This window comes from Mangrovicoccus sp. HB161399 (assembly GCF_013184745.1).
Taxonomy (GTDB): Bacteria; Pseudomonadota; Alphaproteobacteria; order Rhodobacterales; family Rhodobacteraceae; genus Mangrovicoccus.
This window is the reverse complement of the sequence record NZ_JAATVU010000028.1, coordinates 66,537-81,954: the sequence shown is the minus strand read 5'-3', so window position 1 is coordinate 81,954 and position 15,418 is coordinate 66,537. Positions and strand designations below refer to the sequence as shown.

Genomic DNA, 15,418 nt, shown 5'->3' with positions numbered 1-15,418 from the left:
CATGTTCGCCCAGACCCTCGTCCACATCAACGAGGCCGTGACGGGACTCCTCGGAGCAGCGTTCATAGCAGCAGCACTCGCGTCCTCGATACGGTGGCGCAGGCTCGAAGCGGAGCGCGGGCGGTGAGCGGGACGGAAAAGAGGGTCCTCGTCACCGGCGCAAGTTCCGGCATCGGCGCGGCGGTTGCCGCGCATCTGGCCGGGGAGGGCTGGCAGGTGACCGGCATGAGCCGCCGCGCGCCGCAGGAGCCGCCGCCGGGCTATGTCCACGAAGCCGCCGACCTGGCCGACGGGGCGGCGCTGTCTGCCGCGCTGGCCGGGCTGCCGCCCTTCGGCGCGGTGGTCCATGCCGCCGGGCTCCTGCGGGTCGGGCCGCTGGACAGTTTCGACCATGCCGCGGGCGAGACCATGTGGCGGCTGCACGTCGATGCCATGGCCCGGCTGATCGGCGGCTGCGCGCCGCGGATGGAGCCGGGCGGCCGGATCGTCGCCATCGGCAGCCGGGTTGCGCAGGGGGCGGCGGGCCGGGCGCTCTATGCGGCGTCGAAGGCGGCGCTGACCGGGCTGGTGCGGTCAGCTGCGGCGGAGCTCGCGCCCCGGGGCATCACCGTCAACATCGTGGCGCCGGGCGCGACCGACACGCCGATGCTGCGCGATCCGGCGCGGGCTTCCGAACGGCCGAAGCTGCCGCCGATCGGCCGGATGGTGCAGCCAGGGGAGGTCGCGGGCACGGCTGCCTTCCTGCTCTCGCCGCATGCCGGGGCGATCACCGGGCAGAGCATCGTGATCTGCGGCGGCGGGTCGCTCTGACGCGTGTCCGCAGAGGTGTTTCCAAGTTGCGGACAAGTTCGCAGGTCCGCTAGAACGGGACGTCGCAAACCGCAGGCGGGAGAGGAACATGGCTGAGGAACGCGCCCGGGCGAAAGGCACGCTGGCCGACAAGGTCTATCACCTGCTCTACACGAGGATTTCCAACGGCGACTATCCGTCGAACCAGAAACTTCCGGCGGAAACCGCGCTGGCGCAGGAATTCGGGGTGTCGCGGCCGGTGCTGCGTGCTGCGATGGACCGGCTGCGCGAGGAGTCGCTGATCTATTCGCGCCAGGGCGCGGGCAGCTATGTCCGCCTGCCGGTCTCGGCGCCGATGGGCTTCGCCAAGGTGGAGACCCTGGCCGACATCCAGCGCTGCTACGAGTTCCGCCTGGTGATCGAGACCGAGGCGGCGCAGCTCGCGGCCGAGCGCCATGACGCGGCCGCGCTGCAGTCGATCGAGGATGCGCTGCAGCTGCTGCGCGACGCCACCGGGTCGATGCAGCACCGCGAGGATGCCGATTTCGCCTTCCATCTCGGCATCGCGCGGGCCGCCAACAACCAGTATTTCGAGGCGACGATGCGGGCGCTGCGCGAGCACATCAATGTCGGCATGAAGATGCATGGCCAGTCGCTGATGACCGACGGGGCCGAAGCGCTGCGCCGCGTCCTGGACGAGCATACCGGCATCAAGGCGGCGATCGAGGCGCGCGACGCGGCCCGCGCGGGCGAGCTGATGCGCGCCCATCTGACGGAGTCGCGCGACCGGCTGTTCGGCGGCGGCTTCATCGATCTCCGCATGGGGAATTACAAGTAGGTTACAACCTTACAAATTGTTTGACATCGGCGCCGTGCCGTGGCCTGTTCCCGGGGAAAGAGGAGGATGGTCCATGCTTGTCGAAGAGATTGCCCGGGACATGACCGGAACGCTGCGGCTGGTCGAGGAGGGGCGCGAGGAGGCGTTCCTGCCCTCGCCGGCCGTCCAGAACCATGCGAGCTTCCTGGCGGGGCTGCCGGACGGCACGGTGATCTGCGCCTGGTTCGGCGGATCGCTGGAGGGCAAGTCCGACATCTGCATCCGCGCCGCCGTGCTGCGCCCCGGCGCGCCGGGCTGGGGGCCGGTCGCGCAGCTCAGCGGCGACGCCGCGCATTCCGAACAGAACCCGGTGATCTTCGCCGCCCCCGACGGGCGGCTTCGGCTGTTCCACACCTCGCAGGCCTCGGGCAACCAGGACACCTGCCGCGTGCGGATGGCCGAGCTGCATCTCGACGGCGATCGGATCCGCGCGGGCGAGGGCCGGTTCCTGGACCTGCCGCGCGGCAGCTTCGTGCGGGCGGGCGTGCAGCTCCTGCCGGATGGCGGCTGGCTGCTGCCGCTGTTCCTCTGCGTGCCGCGCGAGGGCCAGAAATGGACCGGCAGCCATGACCTTGCCGCGGTCGCGGTCAGCGGTGACCAGGGCGCAAGCTGGGCGCTCGAGGTGCTGCCGGAGTCGACGGGCTGCGTCCATACCTGTCCGGTCGCGACCCCGGACGGCTTCGCCGCCTTCTTCCGCCGCCGCCAGTCCGATGCGGTCCACCGCGCCGCGGCGGGGCCGGACGGCAGCGGCTGGAGCGTGCCCGAAGTGGTGGACGTGCCCAACAACAACTCCTCGATCGCGGCCGCGCGTCTGGCTTCGGGCGAGATCGCGATGATCTGCAATCCGGTGAATGCCTCCATGTCGCAGAGCCGCCGGGCTTCGCTCTATGACGAGCTGGGCGAGGAGGACGGCCGCCCCGATGCCGACACGGCCGGGGGCTGCGTGCCTATCTGGGGCGTGGAGCGCGCGCCGGTGGCGCTGTGCCTCTCGGACGATGACGGCCGCAGCTTCCCCTGGCGCTACCTGGTGGAGGACGGGCCGGGCACCTGCCTGAGCAACAATTCGGTCGACGGAAAGAACCGCGAGCTGTCCTATCCCTGGCTGCTGGAGACGCCCGACGGCTGCCTCCACCTGAGCTACACCTTCCACCGCCGCGCCATCAAGCATGTCCGCCTGGCTCCCGGCTGGCGGGACCGGCTGCCGCGGCTCTGACGCGGAACGCAAGAGGGCGGGACCGCCGTCGAGGCAGCCCCGCCAGGTCTCCGCCTGAAGGGGGGGTCAGGCGAAGGCGAAGTCGCTTTCGGAAAGCTGCGTGTGGTCGAGCCCTTCGAAGCGCAGCTCGTTCGCGCCGAAGTCGATCAGGGCGGAGGTGCCGTCCTGCGACAGCAGCCCGTCGAGGTCGCCGAAGCCCGAGATGCCGGCCTGGCCCTTGATCGTGACGATGTCGAGGCCCTGCTCGAAATCGAAGATGATGTCCTGGCCGGAGCCGAAGACGAATTCGTCGCTGCCCGCGCCGCCGTGGAGTTCGTCATCGCCGAAGCCGCCGTTCAGCAGGTCGCCATCCGCACCGCCCTTCAGCGTGTCGTTGCCGGTGCCGCCGACCAGCCGGTCCCCGCCGCGGCCGCCATAGAGGAAGTCGTCGCCGCCGCCGCCGTTGAGGTCGTCGAAGCCGCGCCCGCCGAAGAGCTCGTCCTCCCCCATGCCGCCGCGCATCTTGTCATGGCCCTGGCCGCCATCCATCGTGTCGTTGCCCAGCAGCCCGTCCATGCGGTCGTTGCCCGCGCCGCCGGCCATCTCGTCGCGGCCCATGCCGCCCGACATGGAGTCGCTGCCCATGCCGCCATCCATCGTGTCGCTGCCCGCGCCGCCGTCCATCGTGTCGGCGCCCATGCCGCCGCGGATGTCGTCGTTGCCGTCTTCGCCCTCCAGCAGGTCGTCGCCGCCGAGCCCGGCGATCGTGTCCGCGCCGCCGCCGCCGCGCAGGATGTCGTCATCCGCGGTGCCGGTCAGCGGATCGCCCGCTTGGGTGCCTGCCAGCACGATGCCCGAGACCAGATCGGGGATTTCGACCGCGCCCGCGATCCCGGCCGCACCGATGTCGAAGGCGAAGCGGTCCTCGAAGACATCCGCCGACAGGAGGTCGAGCGCGCCGTCGAGCCGCAGGATCGGACCCAGCGAGAGGAATTCCGACCAGCCGGTGATGTCGCCGAGCCCGATGCCCAGCTTCGACAGCGGCAGGGTGGCGGCCATCTCCAGCTGTGCCTTGATCAGGTCCAGCGTGTAGCCGACATTCAGCGCCACCTCGGTATCGTTGAAGAACTCGGCTTCCGGCGTCAGTCCGAGCGTGTAGTCGATCTTGCCGTTGCCGTTGGTGTCGTCCAGCGAGGAGGCGTTTCCGAACACGATCGTGCCGGTCTCGGAGGCCTTGAAGGTGCCCGTGGTGCCGTCCTCGAACGTGACGAGGTAGTCGATGTCGTCGATCGACAGCGCGAAGTCCTGGGTGAAGCCCGCGCCCGCCCGGACGTCCAGATCGGCCAGCTCGGCGCTGAAGGCGACGTTGAAGACTTCCTTCATCGCCTCGATGTCCGCGTCCGAGGCAAGCCCGGTGTCGCCGAACAGGTCGTAGAGGTCGAAGCTGATGTCGAGCGGGTTGACGGTGGTCTCGGGCGAGTTGCCGAGCGCGACATTGACTAGCGTGGCGATCAGCTGGTCGACATCCAGCGTCACCTCGAAGACGTTGCCCGAGCGGCCGGAGGCGACGTAGAAGCCGAATTTCGCCTTCTCCGGAGAGTCGAGCCCGGCCAGGTCGTCGGCGATCGAGTCGATGTGGAAGAGCGAGCCGCTGGCCTCCTGCTTGACCATCAGGATCGGGACATAGCCGTCGCCGTCGGTGTCGCCCGAACCGTCGAGGCTTTCGAAGACCGCCGCCAGCGCATCGACGATCGCGGCGCCCAGGTCATTGCCGCCGATCTCCGTGGAGGCGCCGTTGCCCTTCAGGATTTCCTTGAATTCCGGGCTGTAGTCCAGCCGGAGATCCAGCAGGTCGAGGATTGCCGAGGCCAGCTGCTCGAGGCTCGTGCCCGCCACGTCCTTGTAGTAGCCGATGTCGAAATCCGCGGCCTTGCCCTGGGTCTCGATGGTCGGGAACCGGAAGTCGATGCCGAAGATGTCGCCGAGGAAGCCCGGGATGTCCGGCGAGAAGCCCAGGTCGCGGCTGTCGAAGTCGATCAGCGGCAGGATGCCGTCGATGGCGACCTCCTCGACCAGGTGCAGCGGGCCGCTGCCCTCGGGATAGTCCAGCAGCGTGGCGCCGGCCAGCTTGGCGAAGAGATCGACGATGATGTCGAAGGTCGCCCCGGCATTGTAGGCCAGCCCGGCGAAGAAGGTCATGTTCGGGCTGGCGGTCTCGAAGGCGACGCTTTCGCCGGTCGTGGCGTTGGTCGCCTCGGCGGTGATGGTGAAGGTGTCGGCCAGCGTGTCGAGCGCGGCGCTCGAGGTCAGGTCGAAATCGATGTCCGTGTCGACCGAGCCGCCGTCGAGCTTGAACTCCACCACCAGCCCGGCCTGGGCATAGGCGTCGACGCCGACCTCGACCTTGGCCTTGACGTTGGTGTCGGAAATCGCGTCCCAGGCGGCATTGGCGGCTGCGAGCAGTGCGTCGTAGCCGTCGCGGCCCCAGATCTCCACCTGCTTGGCGGCGATCTGCGTGCCCAGATCGGCAATTTCCGCCGCGGCGTTCGCGGTATCCAGCACGGTCGGCTCCCGTCCCTGGAGAAAGCCTGCGCGGTGCATGTCATCCACCGCGTTCCAGTAGTCGTAATAGGCTTGCACGTATTCCGAATAGGCCGCGTCGCGCAGCGAGGCGAGCGCGCCCAGCGTCTTGCCCCCGGCCTCGGCCGAGAAGGCATTCCACGCATCCTCGGCGGCCTTGATCGCCTCGGCGGTGTCGGCCTTGGCGGCGTTCAGCGCGGCCTGGGCGTCGCTGAAATCGACCTGGGCGTCATGCAGCTGGTCGGCGAACCGGTCGAGATCGCTTTCGGCCTTCGCCTTGTCGGCCTGGGCCGAGTCATAGGCGGCCTTGTTGCGTTTCAGGGCGTCGATGCTGCGCTGGATGGAGGCCTGGGCGTCGGAGCCCCAGTTCCAGGGAAATCCCTTGGAGGTCTCCAGCGCGGCGAGCTCGGCATAGTAGGCCACGTCGCCGGCGAACTTGCCGAGGGCATCGCCGACATCGTCGATGATGCCGACGGCCGTGGCCAGCGCGTCCTTCGCCCAGTTGACCGCGTCTTCTGCCGCGCCGACCGCGGCGCCGGCGGCCGTGAGCGTGCCGAGCGCAAGAGCCTCGGCGGCGCGGGCCGCGGCCTCCTCGACCTTCGCGTCCTCCCAGGCGCCGTAGAGCGCCTTGGCCGCGTCATGGCTGCCCTTGGCCGCCTGGTAGCCGAGCTGGAGCCCGTCCCGTTCGGCCGCGAGCGCGAGGGTCTTGGCGATATGGCCCGCTTTCGCCTCTGCCCGGTCGAGCGCGTCCTCCAACGCGTCGAACTCCGCGATGGCTGCGTCGCGGTTCGCCTGGTTGCGGTCGATTTCGTCGAGGATGCCCTCCGCGATCTCGCCGATCTCGTCGGCGAACTGGCCGAGCGCGTCGAACTCGATGTCGACCGGCACCACGCGGTCGAAATGGTGGACGTCCTGCAGCATCTCGGCCGCGGTCACCGCGGAGAAGGCGATCTGCCCGGTGCTGGTGGTGCCGCTGGCGGCATGTGCGATGACCGCCCCGCCGTCGCCGCCGGTCACGCGGATCTCCGCGGTCCTGGCGGTGACGTTGCCGTCTTGGTCCTCGACCTCGTATTCGATCGTGACGGTGTCCGTGGCGCCGCGGGCGAGTCCGTCATAGCTGCCTTCGGCATCGTACTTGATCCGGCCGCCATCGACGGTGACCTTGCCGGTGCCGCTGGCGATGGCTGCGGACAGGATGGTGTAGCGGGTCATCGCGCCGCCGATGATCGGGAAGTACTCTTCCCACTTCAGGACCGCGGCAGGTCCGGCGGCCCACATGCTCTGGTCGTCGGAAGAGAAGCGGAGGGTTTCGCTGCGGGTGTCGGTCGTCGTCGTCATTTCGGGTCTCCTTCAGCGGGGGCCGGTCACCGCCGGGCGCGATTGATCTCGTTTCCGTGATAGGTGCGGAGGCGGTGCGCGGTATGTGTCCGCGGACACGCAATCCGGCGCGCCGGGCGCGGGAGGCGGTCGGGAATTCCGGACATGCGGTGCCGCCGCCTGGGCAGGCGAGCGGGTCTGCCCGGCTCTGCCGGCGGGGGCAGGGTCCCGCGGCGCGGGCTGCCGGACCGGCGGCAGGAGGGCGGGCCGGGTTGGCAGGACCCCCGGTTCCGGACGCAGCGAGCGGAGCGGGCAAAGCCGCCCGGGGGACAGCCTTGGCGGGACGCTCGACCGGAGAAGACGGGTCCGTCTTGGATGGCGGATACGTCCGCGCACCCCGGTTCGGGCGGCATCGGCAGCGCGCGTTCCGGGGCGGCTGATCGAGGCCAAGCTGCCGCGTGGTCCCTGCCTTCGGGCCGCGGTGCGGCGTCCGGCGCGGAAAAGGCCGTGCCCCTCTTCCGGTCGATGCCGGTCATGTCGCTGCCGAAGCAGCGGCCGGGCCGGGGAAGATGTCCGCCTGCGCAGCCCTCGATCCGGCGGGCCGGTGATGTCCCTCGTTCCGGATTTCCGGACCGGATGCGGGAGTCCGCAGCCTGGGCGCAGGACGGCCCGTTGGCTTCTGTCGGGCGGAGGCAAACGGATCGGCCCGCTCGCTGCGCAGCCGGTTTCTCCCGGAGCGGCGGGACGTGCTGCCCCGTGGCAGCGGCTCCTGCGGCGAACTTTCGGTCGGCCGGCGCCGCCGGCGCTTGCAGGGAGAGGTCTCGCCCGGCTGCGGGAAATCAGGGCCGGGACGTCAGGCGGCCAGGTGGCAACGGTTCGATCGAGCCGGTCCGGTCCGGCACGCGCTTTCCAGGTCTGAAGTGTCCGCTAGCCCGCACCCTGCCCCTGGGCGACCGGCATTTGGCACGAAAGCAGGTTTCTGCAGATCGGGCGGCCGGTGCCGTTGCCAGCGTCGGCCTTGCTGCGGCAAGGCGGGCGTCGGCGCTTGGCATGGCCGGGGCCGGTTCGGCGCGGCATCCCGCATGCGGCCAAAGCGGGTTGCGGCAGCTGCCGATTTGCCCCGGGATGGGGATCGGCGTCCTGTGCCCGGAGCCGCGGCAGTCGGTCCGGCTTCACGGGCGCGGGGCAGCGACCCATCTTGACGGGAGGCTGCACGGAGCTGCTCCGGCTCGCGCAGGAGCCGGCGGTGCCGCGCCCGCCATGCCGACAGACGGCGGGCCCGCACCGCGGGCCGGTGTCCGGGCATTGGCGCAAGGTCCGCCGTGCCAGCCGGGGACGCGCGGGACGGTCACCCCGCGGAGGTCCAGCGGAAGATCAGCGCGGCTCCGTCGATCCGGAACCTGCCCGGGCCGCGCTCGGTCTCGTCCAGCATCGGGCGCAGCAGCACGGAGAGCGGGACCCCCGCCTGAAGGCCGGCGAAGCGGCGCGGCTCGCCGCTCTCCAGCACCTCGGCCACCGCCGCGGGCAGGTCGACGAAGCTCAGGCGCGGGCCAATCACCGCGACGGAGCGCATGACGTCGTGTTCCTCCAGTTCGAAGCGCGCGGCGATGATCTCGCTGAAGCGTCGCACCCGGGCATCGCTGTCGACGAAGATCACCCCCACGTCCAGCGTGTCGAGCACCAGCTCGATGTTGCGGTTCAGCTCCGAGAGCGTCTCGATCTGGCGCTCGTGTTCTGCGCTCACCGAAATCAGCTCCTCGTTGACGGCGTGCAGCTCCTCGTTCGAGCTCTGGAGCTCCTCGTTCGAGGCCTGCAATTCCTCGTTGGAGGCCTGCAGCTCCTCGTTGGAGGCCTGCAGTTCCTCGCCGCTGGCCTCGAGCCGCTCGGTGACATGCTGGAGCGTCTCTTCGGTCAGGCGCAGGTCGCGCTCCAGCTCGGCGATGCGGCGGCCGAGCAGCCGGGAATCCTCGGCGCGCGGCGCATCGGCAGGCAGCGGTTCCGGCGCCGGCTTCGGCGGGGCGGCGTCCGTTTCCCCTTCGAAGACCAGCGTGACCAGCATCAGGCGGCTGCCCTGCACCTCCTGCAGCGGTTCGATCCGGACCTCGCAGCGTTCCGGGCGGCCAGTGCCGAAATCGATGCCGACATTGCGGACATAGGTGCGCAGCTGCTCCTGCCGCAGCTTCTCGGCCGCGACATTGATCGCGAATTGCAGGTCGCGATGCACGATCTCGTCGACCGTCCATTCAGCGAGGTTGTTCATCGTGTCGATCACCCGCGCCGCCTCGCCGAACCAGGCGACCACCACGCCGTGCTCGGTGACCAGGATGGAAGAGGGCGCATGGCGCTTCAGCATCGCGTCATAGCAGCGGATGAGAGCGTCGCGGCTGCGGAAATCCCCCGGATCGCGGATCGTCCGGCTGGGTTCCGGCGCGGCTGGGGAGCGGGACGGAGCCTCGGGGCGCGGTCCCGCGCCGATCCGGGCCTGCATCACCTTGCGGTCGGGATGGCGGCGGGTCGTGGCCTTGCGGAACAGCCGCCAGCGGGCGTCCAGCGGACGGAATTCCTGCGAGAAGCGGCCGAGGCTCTCGGAGGTGCCGAGCAGCAGCGCGCCGTTGGCCTGCAATCCGAAGAGGAACATCGACATCAGCCGCGCCTGCGCCGCTTCGGTCAGGTATATCAGCAGGTTGCGGCAGGAAATCAGGTCGAGCTTCATGAAGGGCGGATCGCTGAGCACGTCATGGACCGAGAAGATGATCTTCTGCCGCAGCACGGGATTGACGACATAGTGGTCGCGGACCCGGTCGAAATAGCGGTCGCGGATGTCCTGCGGCATCCGTTCCATCGCCTCGGCCGGGTAGATGCCCGCCGAGGCCGCGTCGATCGAGCGGCGGTGCACATCGGTGGCGATGATCCGGAAGTTGCGCCGCCGTCCGGCTTGCTCCAGGGCCTCGCACATCTCGATGGCGATCGTGTAGGCCTCCTCGCCGCTGGAGCAGGCCGGGACCCAGATGCGGGCGGCCGACTCGCTGCCGTCCTGCCCGGCAAGAAAGTCGAGCACCTTTTCCCGCAGCGCCCGGATCGCTTCGCGGTTGCGGTAGAAGGTCGTCACCCCGATCAGCAGGTCGTGGTAGAGTTCCTCCAGCGCATCGGAATCGACCTGCAGCGCCGCCAGATATTCCTCCGCGGTCCCGTGGCCATGCAGCTTGCAGCGCCGTTCGATGCGGCGCCGGACGTTCTGGCCCTTGTAGTCGGAGAAGTCGATGCCATGCGCGGCTTCGAGCAGCTTCAGGAAGCTCTTCGAGGGAAAGTTGTCGTCCCCGTGCCGTCCGGCATGGCTGCGGTCCCCCGTAGAGAAGTACGCCGCCAGCGCGTCGGGCATCTCGCCGGTCCGCAGCGCTTCGTCCGCGGCTTCCGCCGAGATGGCGGATTGCGGCATCGACGGGAAGGCGGCCTCGGCGGGGGATTGCGCCAGCACCAGCGCGCCTGCCGCATGCAGCTTCTGCGCGCCGCGGGTGCCGTCGCTGCCCGAGCCCGACAGGATGACCGCGGCCGTGGTCTCGGGCGGCCGGTCCGCGGCAGAGGCGAACATCGCGTCGATCGGCAGGTGCAGGATGCCGTCCTCGGCTGCCTGCGGGCGGGTGCGGAACACGCCGTCCACGAGCGTGGCGACCGTGGCGGCGCGGTTGAGGAAGATGGTGTCGGGTTCTGGCGCCAGCCCGTCCTCGATGTGGCGGATCGCCAGCCGGCAGCGGCGCGACAGCTGTTCGCGCATCATCGACTTGTAGTCGGGCGACAGGTGCTGCAGCACCACGAAGCACCAGCCGGCCCGGTCCGGCGCGGCCGCGAAGAACGTCTCCAGCGGCTCGAGCCCGCCTGCGGAGGCGCCGACCATCACCAGCGGTATCTGTCCGGCGGGCCGGTCCGGACCCGTGTCAGCCGCCATGCTTTCTTTTCCCACCGTTGCCTGCTACCCCACCATGGCTAGCACAAAACGGCCGGGCTTCAATGCGGGGGGATGCGGCGTGGCGCGGATACTTATCGCGGATGACGATGTCGCCTATCTCGCGGTGTTCTGCGAGGGGATGGAGGCCAAGGGCCATGCCTGCACGGGGGTGACCTCGGGCACGCAGCTCCTGGACCTCGCCGGCCGGAGCACCTGGGACATCGTGTTCCTCGACGTCCTGATGCAGGGCGGCGGCGCGATCACCCTGATCCACGAACTGGACAAGCTCGACCCCGACCTTCCTGCCGTGATCATCACCGGCCGCCCCGAGCTGGTCGAGTCGCCGCTGATGCAGCAGGGGCTGCGCTCCGCCCGCGCCAAGATGCGCAAGACCGCGACGCTGGACCAGATCGATGCGGTGGTGCGCCGCCACGCGCGGTCTCCGGCGGCGGGGGCGGGCTAGATGCCGGGCGGCCTGCCGCGCTCCGGGCCGGCCTGATGCCCGCCACCCGCCGCAAGCTGGAATTCTGGGCCGGGCTGCTGGCGGGCAGCGTGCTGGCGCTGTCGCTTGCGGTGCTGTTGCTCGGCTGGGGCACCGGGATCGGCTGGCTGGTCCGCATGGGGCCGGGCAACCCGGCGATGGTGCCGGGCACTGCCATCTGCCTTGCCGCGACGGCGGCGGCGCAGCTCCTGCAGCTGGGGCCGCGGCGGCGGCGGCGTCCGGGGGCGGCACGGGCGCTGGCCGGGGCGGTGCTGGCCTTCTCCGCGCTGCGGCTGGCCGTGGCGGTGCCGGTCCGGTTCATGCCCGGCGCGGAAAGCGGCGACCGCATGGCGCTGGCGACCAGCGCCGGGCTGGCGATCGCCGCGCTCGGCACGCTGGCGGCCGGCAGCCGCGGCCGCCTCGCCGACCGCGCCGCGTCGGCGATCGGCGCTGCGGGGCTGCTTCTGACGCTGACCGCCATCGGCACCTACCTGATCGACCGCGGCGCCTACGAGGCGACCCTTGCCTTCACCGGCATGGCGCCGCACAGCGCGCTGTCGCTTCTGGCGCTGTGCACGGCGGCGATGCTGGCGCGTCCGGATTTCCGGCTGGCGCGGATTGCCTTCGGCGAGGGAACCGGCAGCCGGGCGGCGCGCCGCCTGGTGCCGCTGGCGCTGCTCGGGCCGCTGCTGCTGGCCGAGCTGGCCGTCGAGATCAGCGGCCGCGGCGTGCTCGATCCCAGCGTCTGGAGCAGCGGCATCGCGGCGGCGCTGGCGATCCTGTCGGTGCTCGCCGTGCTCAATGTCGCCGATTTGCGCAACCGCGAGGAACGGCTGCGCAGGGAGGAGGAGCGGCGGATGCGGGCGGCGCTGGACGGGCTCGACGCGGCGGTGTTCGTCTTTGGTGCCGACCGCCGGTTCCGGATGGCCAACCGCGGGGCCCGGCGGCTCTGCGGGACGGAGATATCGCCCGAAAGCTGGCTCTTTCGGGCGCGCTTCCATGCGCTCGGCGACCGGCGCAGCCTCCCGCCCGGCGAGGCGCCGGCGCGGCGGCTGCTCGACGGCGGGGCGGGCGGCGACCTCCACGCCGGCTGGGTCGATCCGGAGGGGACGGAGCACGCGCTGAGATTCTGCCTCAGGCCGCAGCCGGGCGGCGACCTGCTGGTCCTGTCGGTGATCGACGAGACCCAGGGCTGGATCCTGCGGGAGAATCTCGCGCGCACCGAACGGCTGGATGCGGTCGGCGAGATGGCGGGCGGCATTGCGCACGAGATGGCCAACATTTTCGGGGTGGTCCAGCTCAGCGCGGATACCGGGCTGCTGTCGGGGCGGGAGGAGACGATGCAGCGCCATCTCGGCGGCATCCAGGCGGCCTGCGCGCGCGGCGCCGACCTGACCGATCGCCTGCTTGCGCTGACCCGCGAGCCTGCGGCCGGGACCGGGACCTCCGATCTGCGCCGCGTGCTCGAGGAGGCGGGCCCGGTCCTGCGGGCGGTCCTGCCCGCGACCATCGGCCTGGCGGCGGACTGCCCCGGCACGGCGCCGCTGGCGCTGCGCGCCCCGGCGGCGGATCTGGAGGCGGCGCTCCTGAACCTCGTGCTGAACGCCCGCAACGCCATCGTCGAAAGCGGCGCCGCCGGCGGGCAGATCGCGATCGCGGCCCGGGCGGACGGCATGCTGGAACTGAGCGTGGCCGATGACGGGCCGGGGATGGACCCCGCGGTGCTGGCGCGGGCGCGGGATCCGTTCTTCTCCACCCGGCTCGCCCGCGGCGGCAGCGGCCTTGGCCTGGCCATGGTCGAGAATTTCGCCCGCCGCTGCGGCGGGACGCTGGAGATCGCCTCGGCCCCGGGGATGGGCACGCGCGCGACCCTGCGGCTGCCGCCGGCCGACGAAGCCGAGGCGGCGCCGGGCAGTGCGGCGGAGCCGCTGCCGGATCTGGCCGGGCGCAGCATCCTGGTGGTCGATGACGATCCCGGGATGACGGGACTCGTCTCCGAAATCCTGGCGATGCTCGGCGCCGAGGTCAGCCATGCCGGAACCGGCGCGGAGGCGATGGAGCTGCTGAACGGGGAAGGCGCATTCGACCTGCTCGTCACCGATCTCGTGCTGCCCGGCTCGCTCGGCGGAAACCGGCTCGCCGCGGCGGCCCGCCGCGCGCGGCCGCATCTGCGGGTGCTCTACCTCACCGGCTATGCCGGTCCGGCGGAGCCCGGCGGCCAGGAGGTGCCGGGGCTGGTGCTGCGCAAGCCCGCCGGCGCGCGGGATCTCGCCAATGCGGTGGCGCTCAGCCTCGGGAGCTGAGGCCGGCGGCGCCGGCCGCCAGATCGTAGGCATGGGGCAGGGCGGCGGCCTCTTCAGGCGGCACTGCCGCGCTGAAGAAATGGCCCTGGCCGTCGCTGCAGCCCATGCGCCTCAGCTGGTCCAGCTGGTCCGCCGTCTCGATCCCTTCCGCGACCACCTCGAAACCGCAGCGGTCGGCGATCCCCAGGACGGCCTCCACCACCGCCCTGTCCCGCGGGCTGGAGCCCATCCGCGAGACGAACTGCCGGTCGATCTTGAGGATGTCGATGGGCCAGTCGCGCAGGTGCTGCAGCCCGCCATGGCCGGTGCCGAAATCGTCCATCGCCAGCTTCGCCCCGCGGGCGCGTAGCTCTTCGAGATTGCGGTGGATCTGGCCGTTGCTGTCGCCCAGGATGACGTGCTCGGTGATTTCCAGCGTGACCGACGACCAGCCGAGGCCGCGCCGGGACAGCTCGGACTGCAGGTCGAAGGCGAATTCCTGGTTGAGCAGGTCGAAGGTGGTCAGGTTGATGGCCAGCCGCGCGTCGCCGGCGCGCGCGGGGCAGCGGGCCAGCCAGCGCCCGAACAGGTCGAGCCCGTCGCGCACCATGCCGCGGGTAAGCTGCTCGGCGATGCGGTGGTCCCGGAACACGGCATCGAACTCCGAGGGCAGGCGGATCCGGCCATCGCTCTGGTGCCAGCGCGCCAACACTTCGAAGCCGCGGCAGAACCCGGTCTGCAGCTGCACCACCGGCTGGAGATAGGCCCGGATCCGCTCCTGCCGGGCGGCCAGCCGGAATTGGCTGGCCAGTTCGCGGTTGTTGAAGCGGGCATGGGAGGCGGGTTCGTAGAACACTGCGGTGCTGCGCCCGGAGGCCTTGGCCGCGTAGAGCGCGGCATCCGCCCGTTCGAACAGATCCGGGTAGTCCGCGGCATGTTCCGGCGAGAGCGCGACCCCCATGCTGGCGCGGCCGAGTTCGGGCCGGCCGAGCATTGCCGCGGCCCGCTGGATTCCGCTGCGGCAGCAGGCGACCAGCCCGGCCAGATAGGCCGTTCCGGACCTCGGCGTGTCGGCCAGGACGGCGAATTCGTCGCCGCCGATCCGCCCGACCAGCGTGCCGGCCGGGAATGCGGCGACGATGGCCCGAGCTATGGCTTGCAGGTAGGCGTCGCCGAAGGCATGGCCGAGAACGTCGTTGACGCGCTTGAAATGGTCGATGTCGACGAGGATCAGCCCGTGCTCGGCCCGGCCCGGCGCGAGCCGTTCGGTCGCGCTCTGCCGGAAGGCCCGGGAATTCTCGACACCGGTCAGCGCGTCGGTGCGCACCTGCTGCTCCAAGCGGGCGCAGCTGCGTTCGGCGGCGGCCAGATCCCGCTGCAGCACCTCGCTGCGCTGCCAGCGTTCCATGCAGGCGCGGATCAGCGGCAGCGCGGGTTCCAGCATGGCCCGCCGGGCCGTGCCGCCGTGGCCGCCGAAGGCCAGCCAGAGCACCATGCCGTCGAGATCGGGACAGCCGTCGAAGCGCAGGCTGCAGAGCCGGAAGGTTCCCTCCGGCAGGCGCACGTCATGGCGCTGGACCGTGCCGCTGACTTCGCCGGGCGCGGCGGAGAGGGCCTTGCCGGGGCCGGGCAGCTGCAGCGCCAGTTCGCGCAGCCGGGCGCCGATGTCGGGACGGACGGCAATGAAGCCCGCGGGTATGGACCGGCCGGTTTCCAGCCAGCAGGCGGCGGCGCCCGACAGCTGGGCCACGCTTTCGCACAGCAAGCCGAAGGTGCCGTGCGGCGGGCCGGCGGCCATGGCGATCATGGGCGGCAGGACCTTCATGACGGGGCATGGCCGCTGGCTGGAGGAGGATGGGCGCCGTGCCTCGGCCGGGCTGGGGCCAGGGGGCTGGACGGGTCCTGAATGCACCTTGGGTCCCGGAACATGTCCTCCACCTTGGTCTGCCGGACTGAA

The 15,418-nt window shown here is 70.9% G+C and carries 8 protein-coding genes; 5 read left to right on the top strand and 3 right to left on the bottom strand.

What is annotated here, in order from left to right; all coding sequences use genetic code 11:
* The first annotated feature begins 123 nt into the window (after window positions 1–123).
* The 3 genes from HCC78_RS16730 (at window position 124) to HCC78_RS16720 (ending at window position 2,879) form a co-directional block, all read left to right on the top strand.
* Entirely contained in the window at window positions 124–810 is a 687-nt protein-coding gene (locus tag HCC78_RS16730; RefSeq protein WP_172329933.1) for an SDR family oxidoreductase, read from the top strand.
* Window positions 811–898: 88 nt separating this feature from the next.
* Entirely contained in the window at window positions 899–1,627 is a 729-nt protein-coding gene (locus HCC78_RS16725) for a FadR/GntR family transcriptional regulator (RefSeq protein ID WP_172329932.1), read from the top strand.
* A 73-nt stretch (window positions 1,628–1,700) separates the two neighbouring features.
* Window positions 1,701–2,879, top strand: coding sequence for an exo-alpha-sialidase (locus HCC78_RS16720; protein WP_172329931.1), 1,179 nt, complete (start codon window positions 1,701–1,703; stop codon window positions 2,877–2,879).
* A gap of 66 nt (window positions 2,880–2,945) precedes the next feature.
* Here the strand turns inward: HCC78_RS16720 and HCC78_RS16715 are convergent, their stop codons facing one another.
* Together HCC78_RS16715 and HCC78_RS16710 are read right to left on the bottom strand one after the other, a co-directional pair.
* Window positions 2,946–6,776 (bottom strand): calcium-binding protein, encoded by a 3,831-nt coding sequence (locus HCC78_RS16715; protein ID WP_172329930.1) that lies wholly within the window; start codon window positions 6,774–6,776, stop codon window positions 2,946–2,948.
* A 1,327-nt stretch (window positions 6,777–8,103) separates the two neighbouring features.
* Window positions 8,104–10,698: a CheR family methyltransferase gene (locus HCC78_RS16710; RefSeq protein WP_253949216.1), complete on the bottom strand. Its 2,595-nt coding sequence runs from the start codon at window positions 10,696–10,698 to the stop codon at window positions 8,104–8,106.
* 79 nt (window positions 10,699–10,777) lie between these two features.
* On the opposite strand from HCC78_RS16710, the gene HCC78_RS16705 reads away from it, so the two are divergent.
* Both HCC78_RS16705 and HCC78_RS16700 read left to right on the top strand, forming a co-directional pair.
* Window positions 10,778–11,161, top strand: coding sequence for a response regulator (locus HCC78_RS16705; protein ID WP_172329929.1), 384 nt, complete (start codon window positions 10,778–10,780; stop codon window positions 11,159–11,161).
* 35 nt (window positions 11,162–11,196) lie between these two features.
* Window positions 11,197–13,482 carry an ATP-binding protein gene (locus tag HCC78_RS16700; protein WP_172329928.1) on the top strand — a complete coding sequence of 762 codons (2,286 nt, stop codon included), beginning with the start codon at window positions 11,197–11,199 and terminating at the stop codon, window positions 13,480–13,482.
* On the opposite strand, the gene HCC78_RS16695 is transcribed toward HCC78_RS16700, so the two are convergent.
* Window positions 13,466–15,268, bottom strand: a complete 1,803-nt coding sequence (locus tag HCC78_RS16695) for a bifunctional diguanylate cyclase/phosphodiesterase (RefSeq protein ID WP_172329927.1) — start codon at window positions 15,266–15,268, stop codon at window positions 13,466–13,468. The two genes, HCC78_RS16700 and HCC78_RS16695, sit on opposite strands and share 17 nt — an antisense overlap.
* Window positions 15,269–15,418 lie beyond the last annotated feature (150 nt).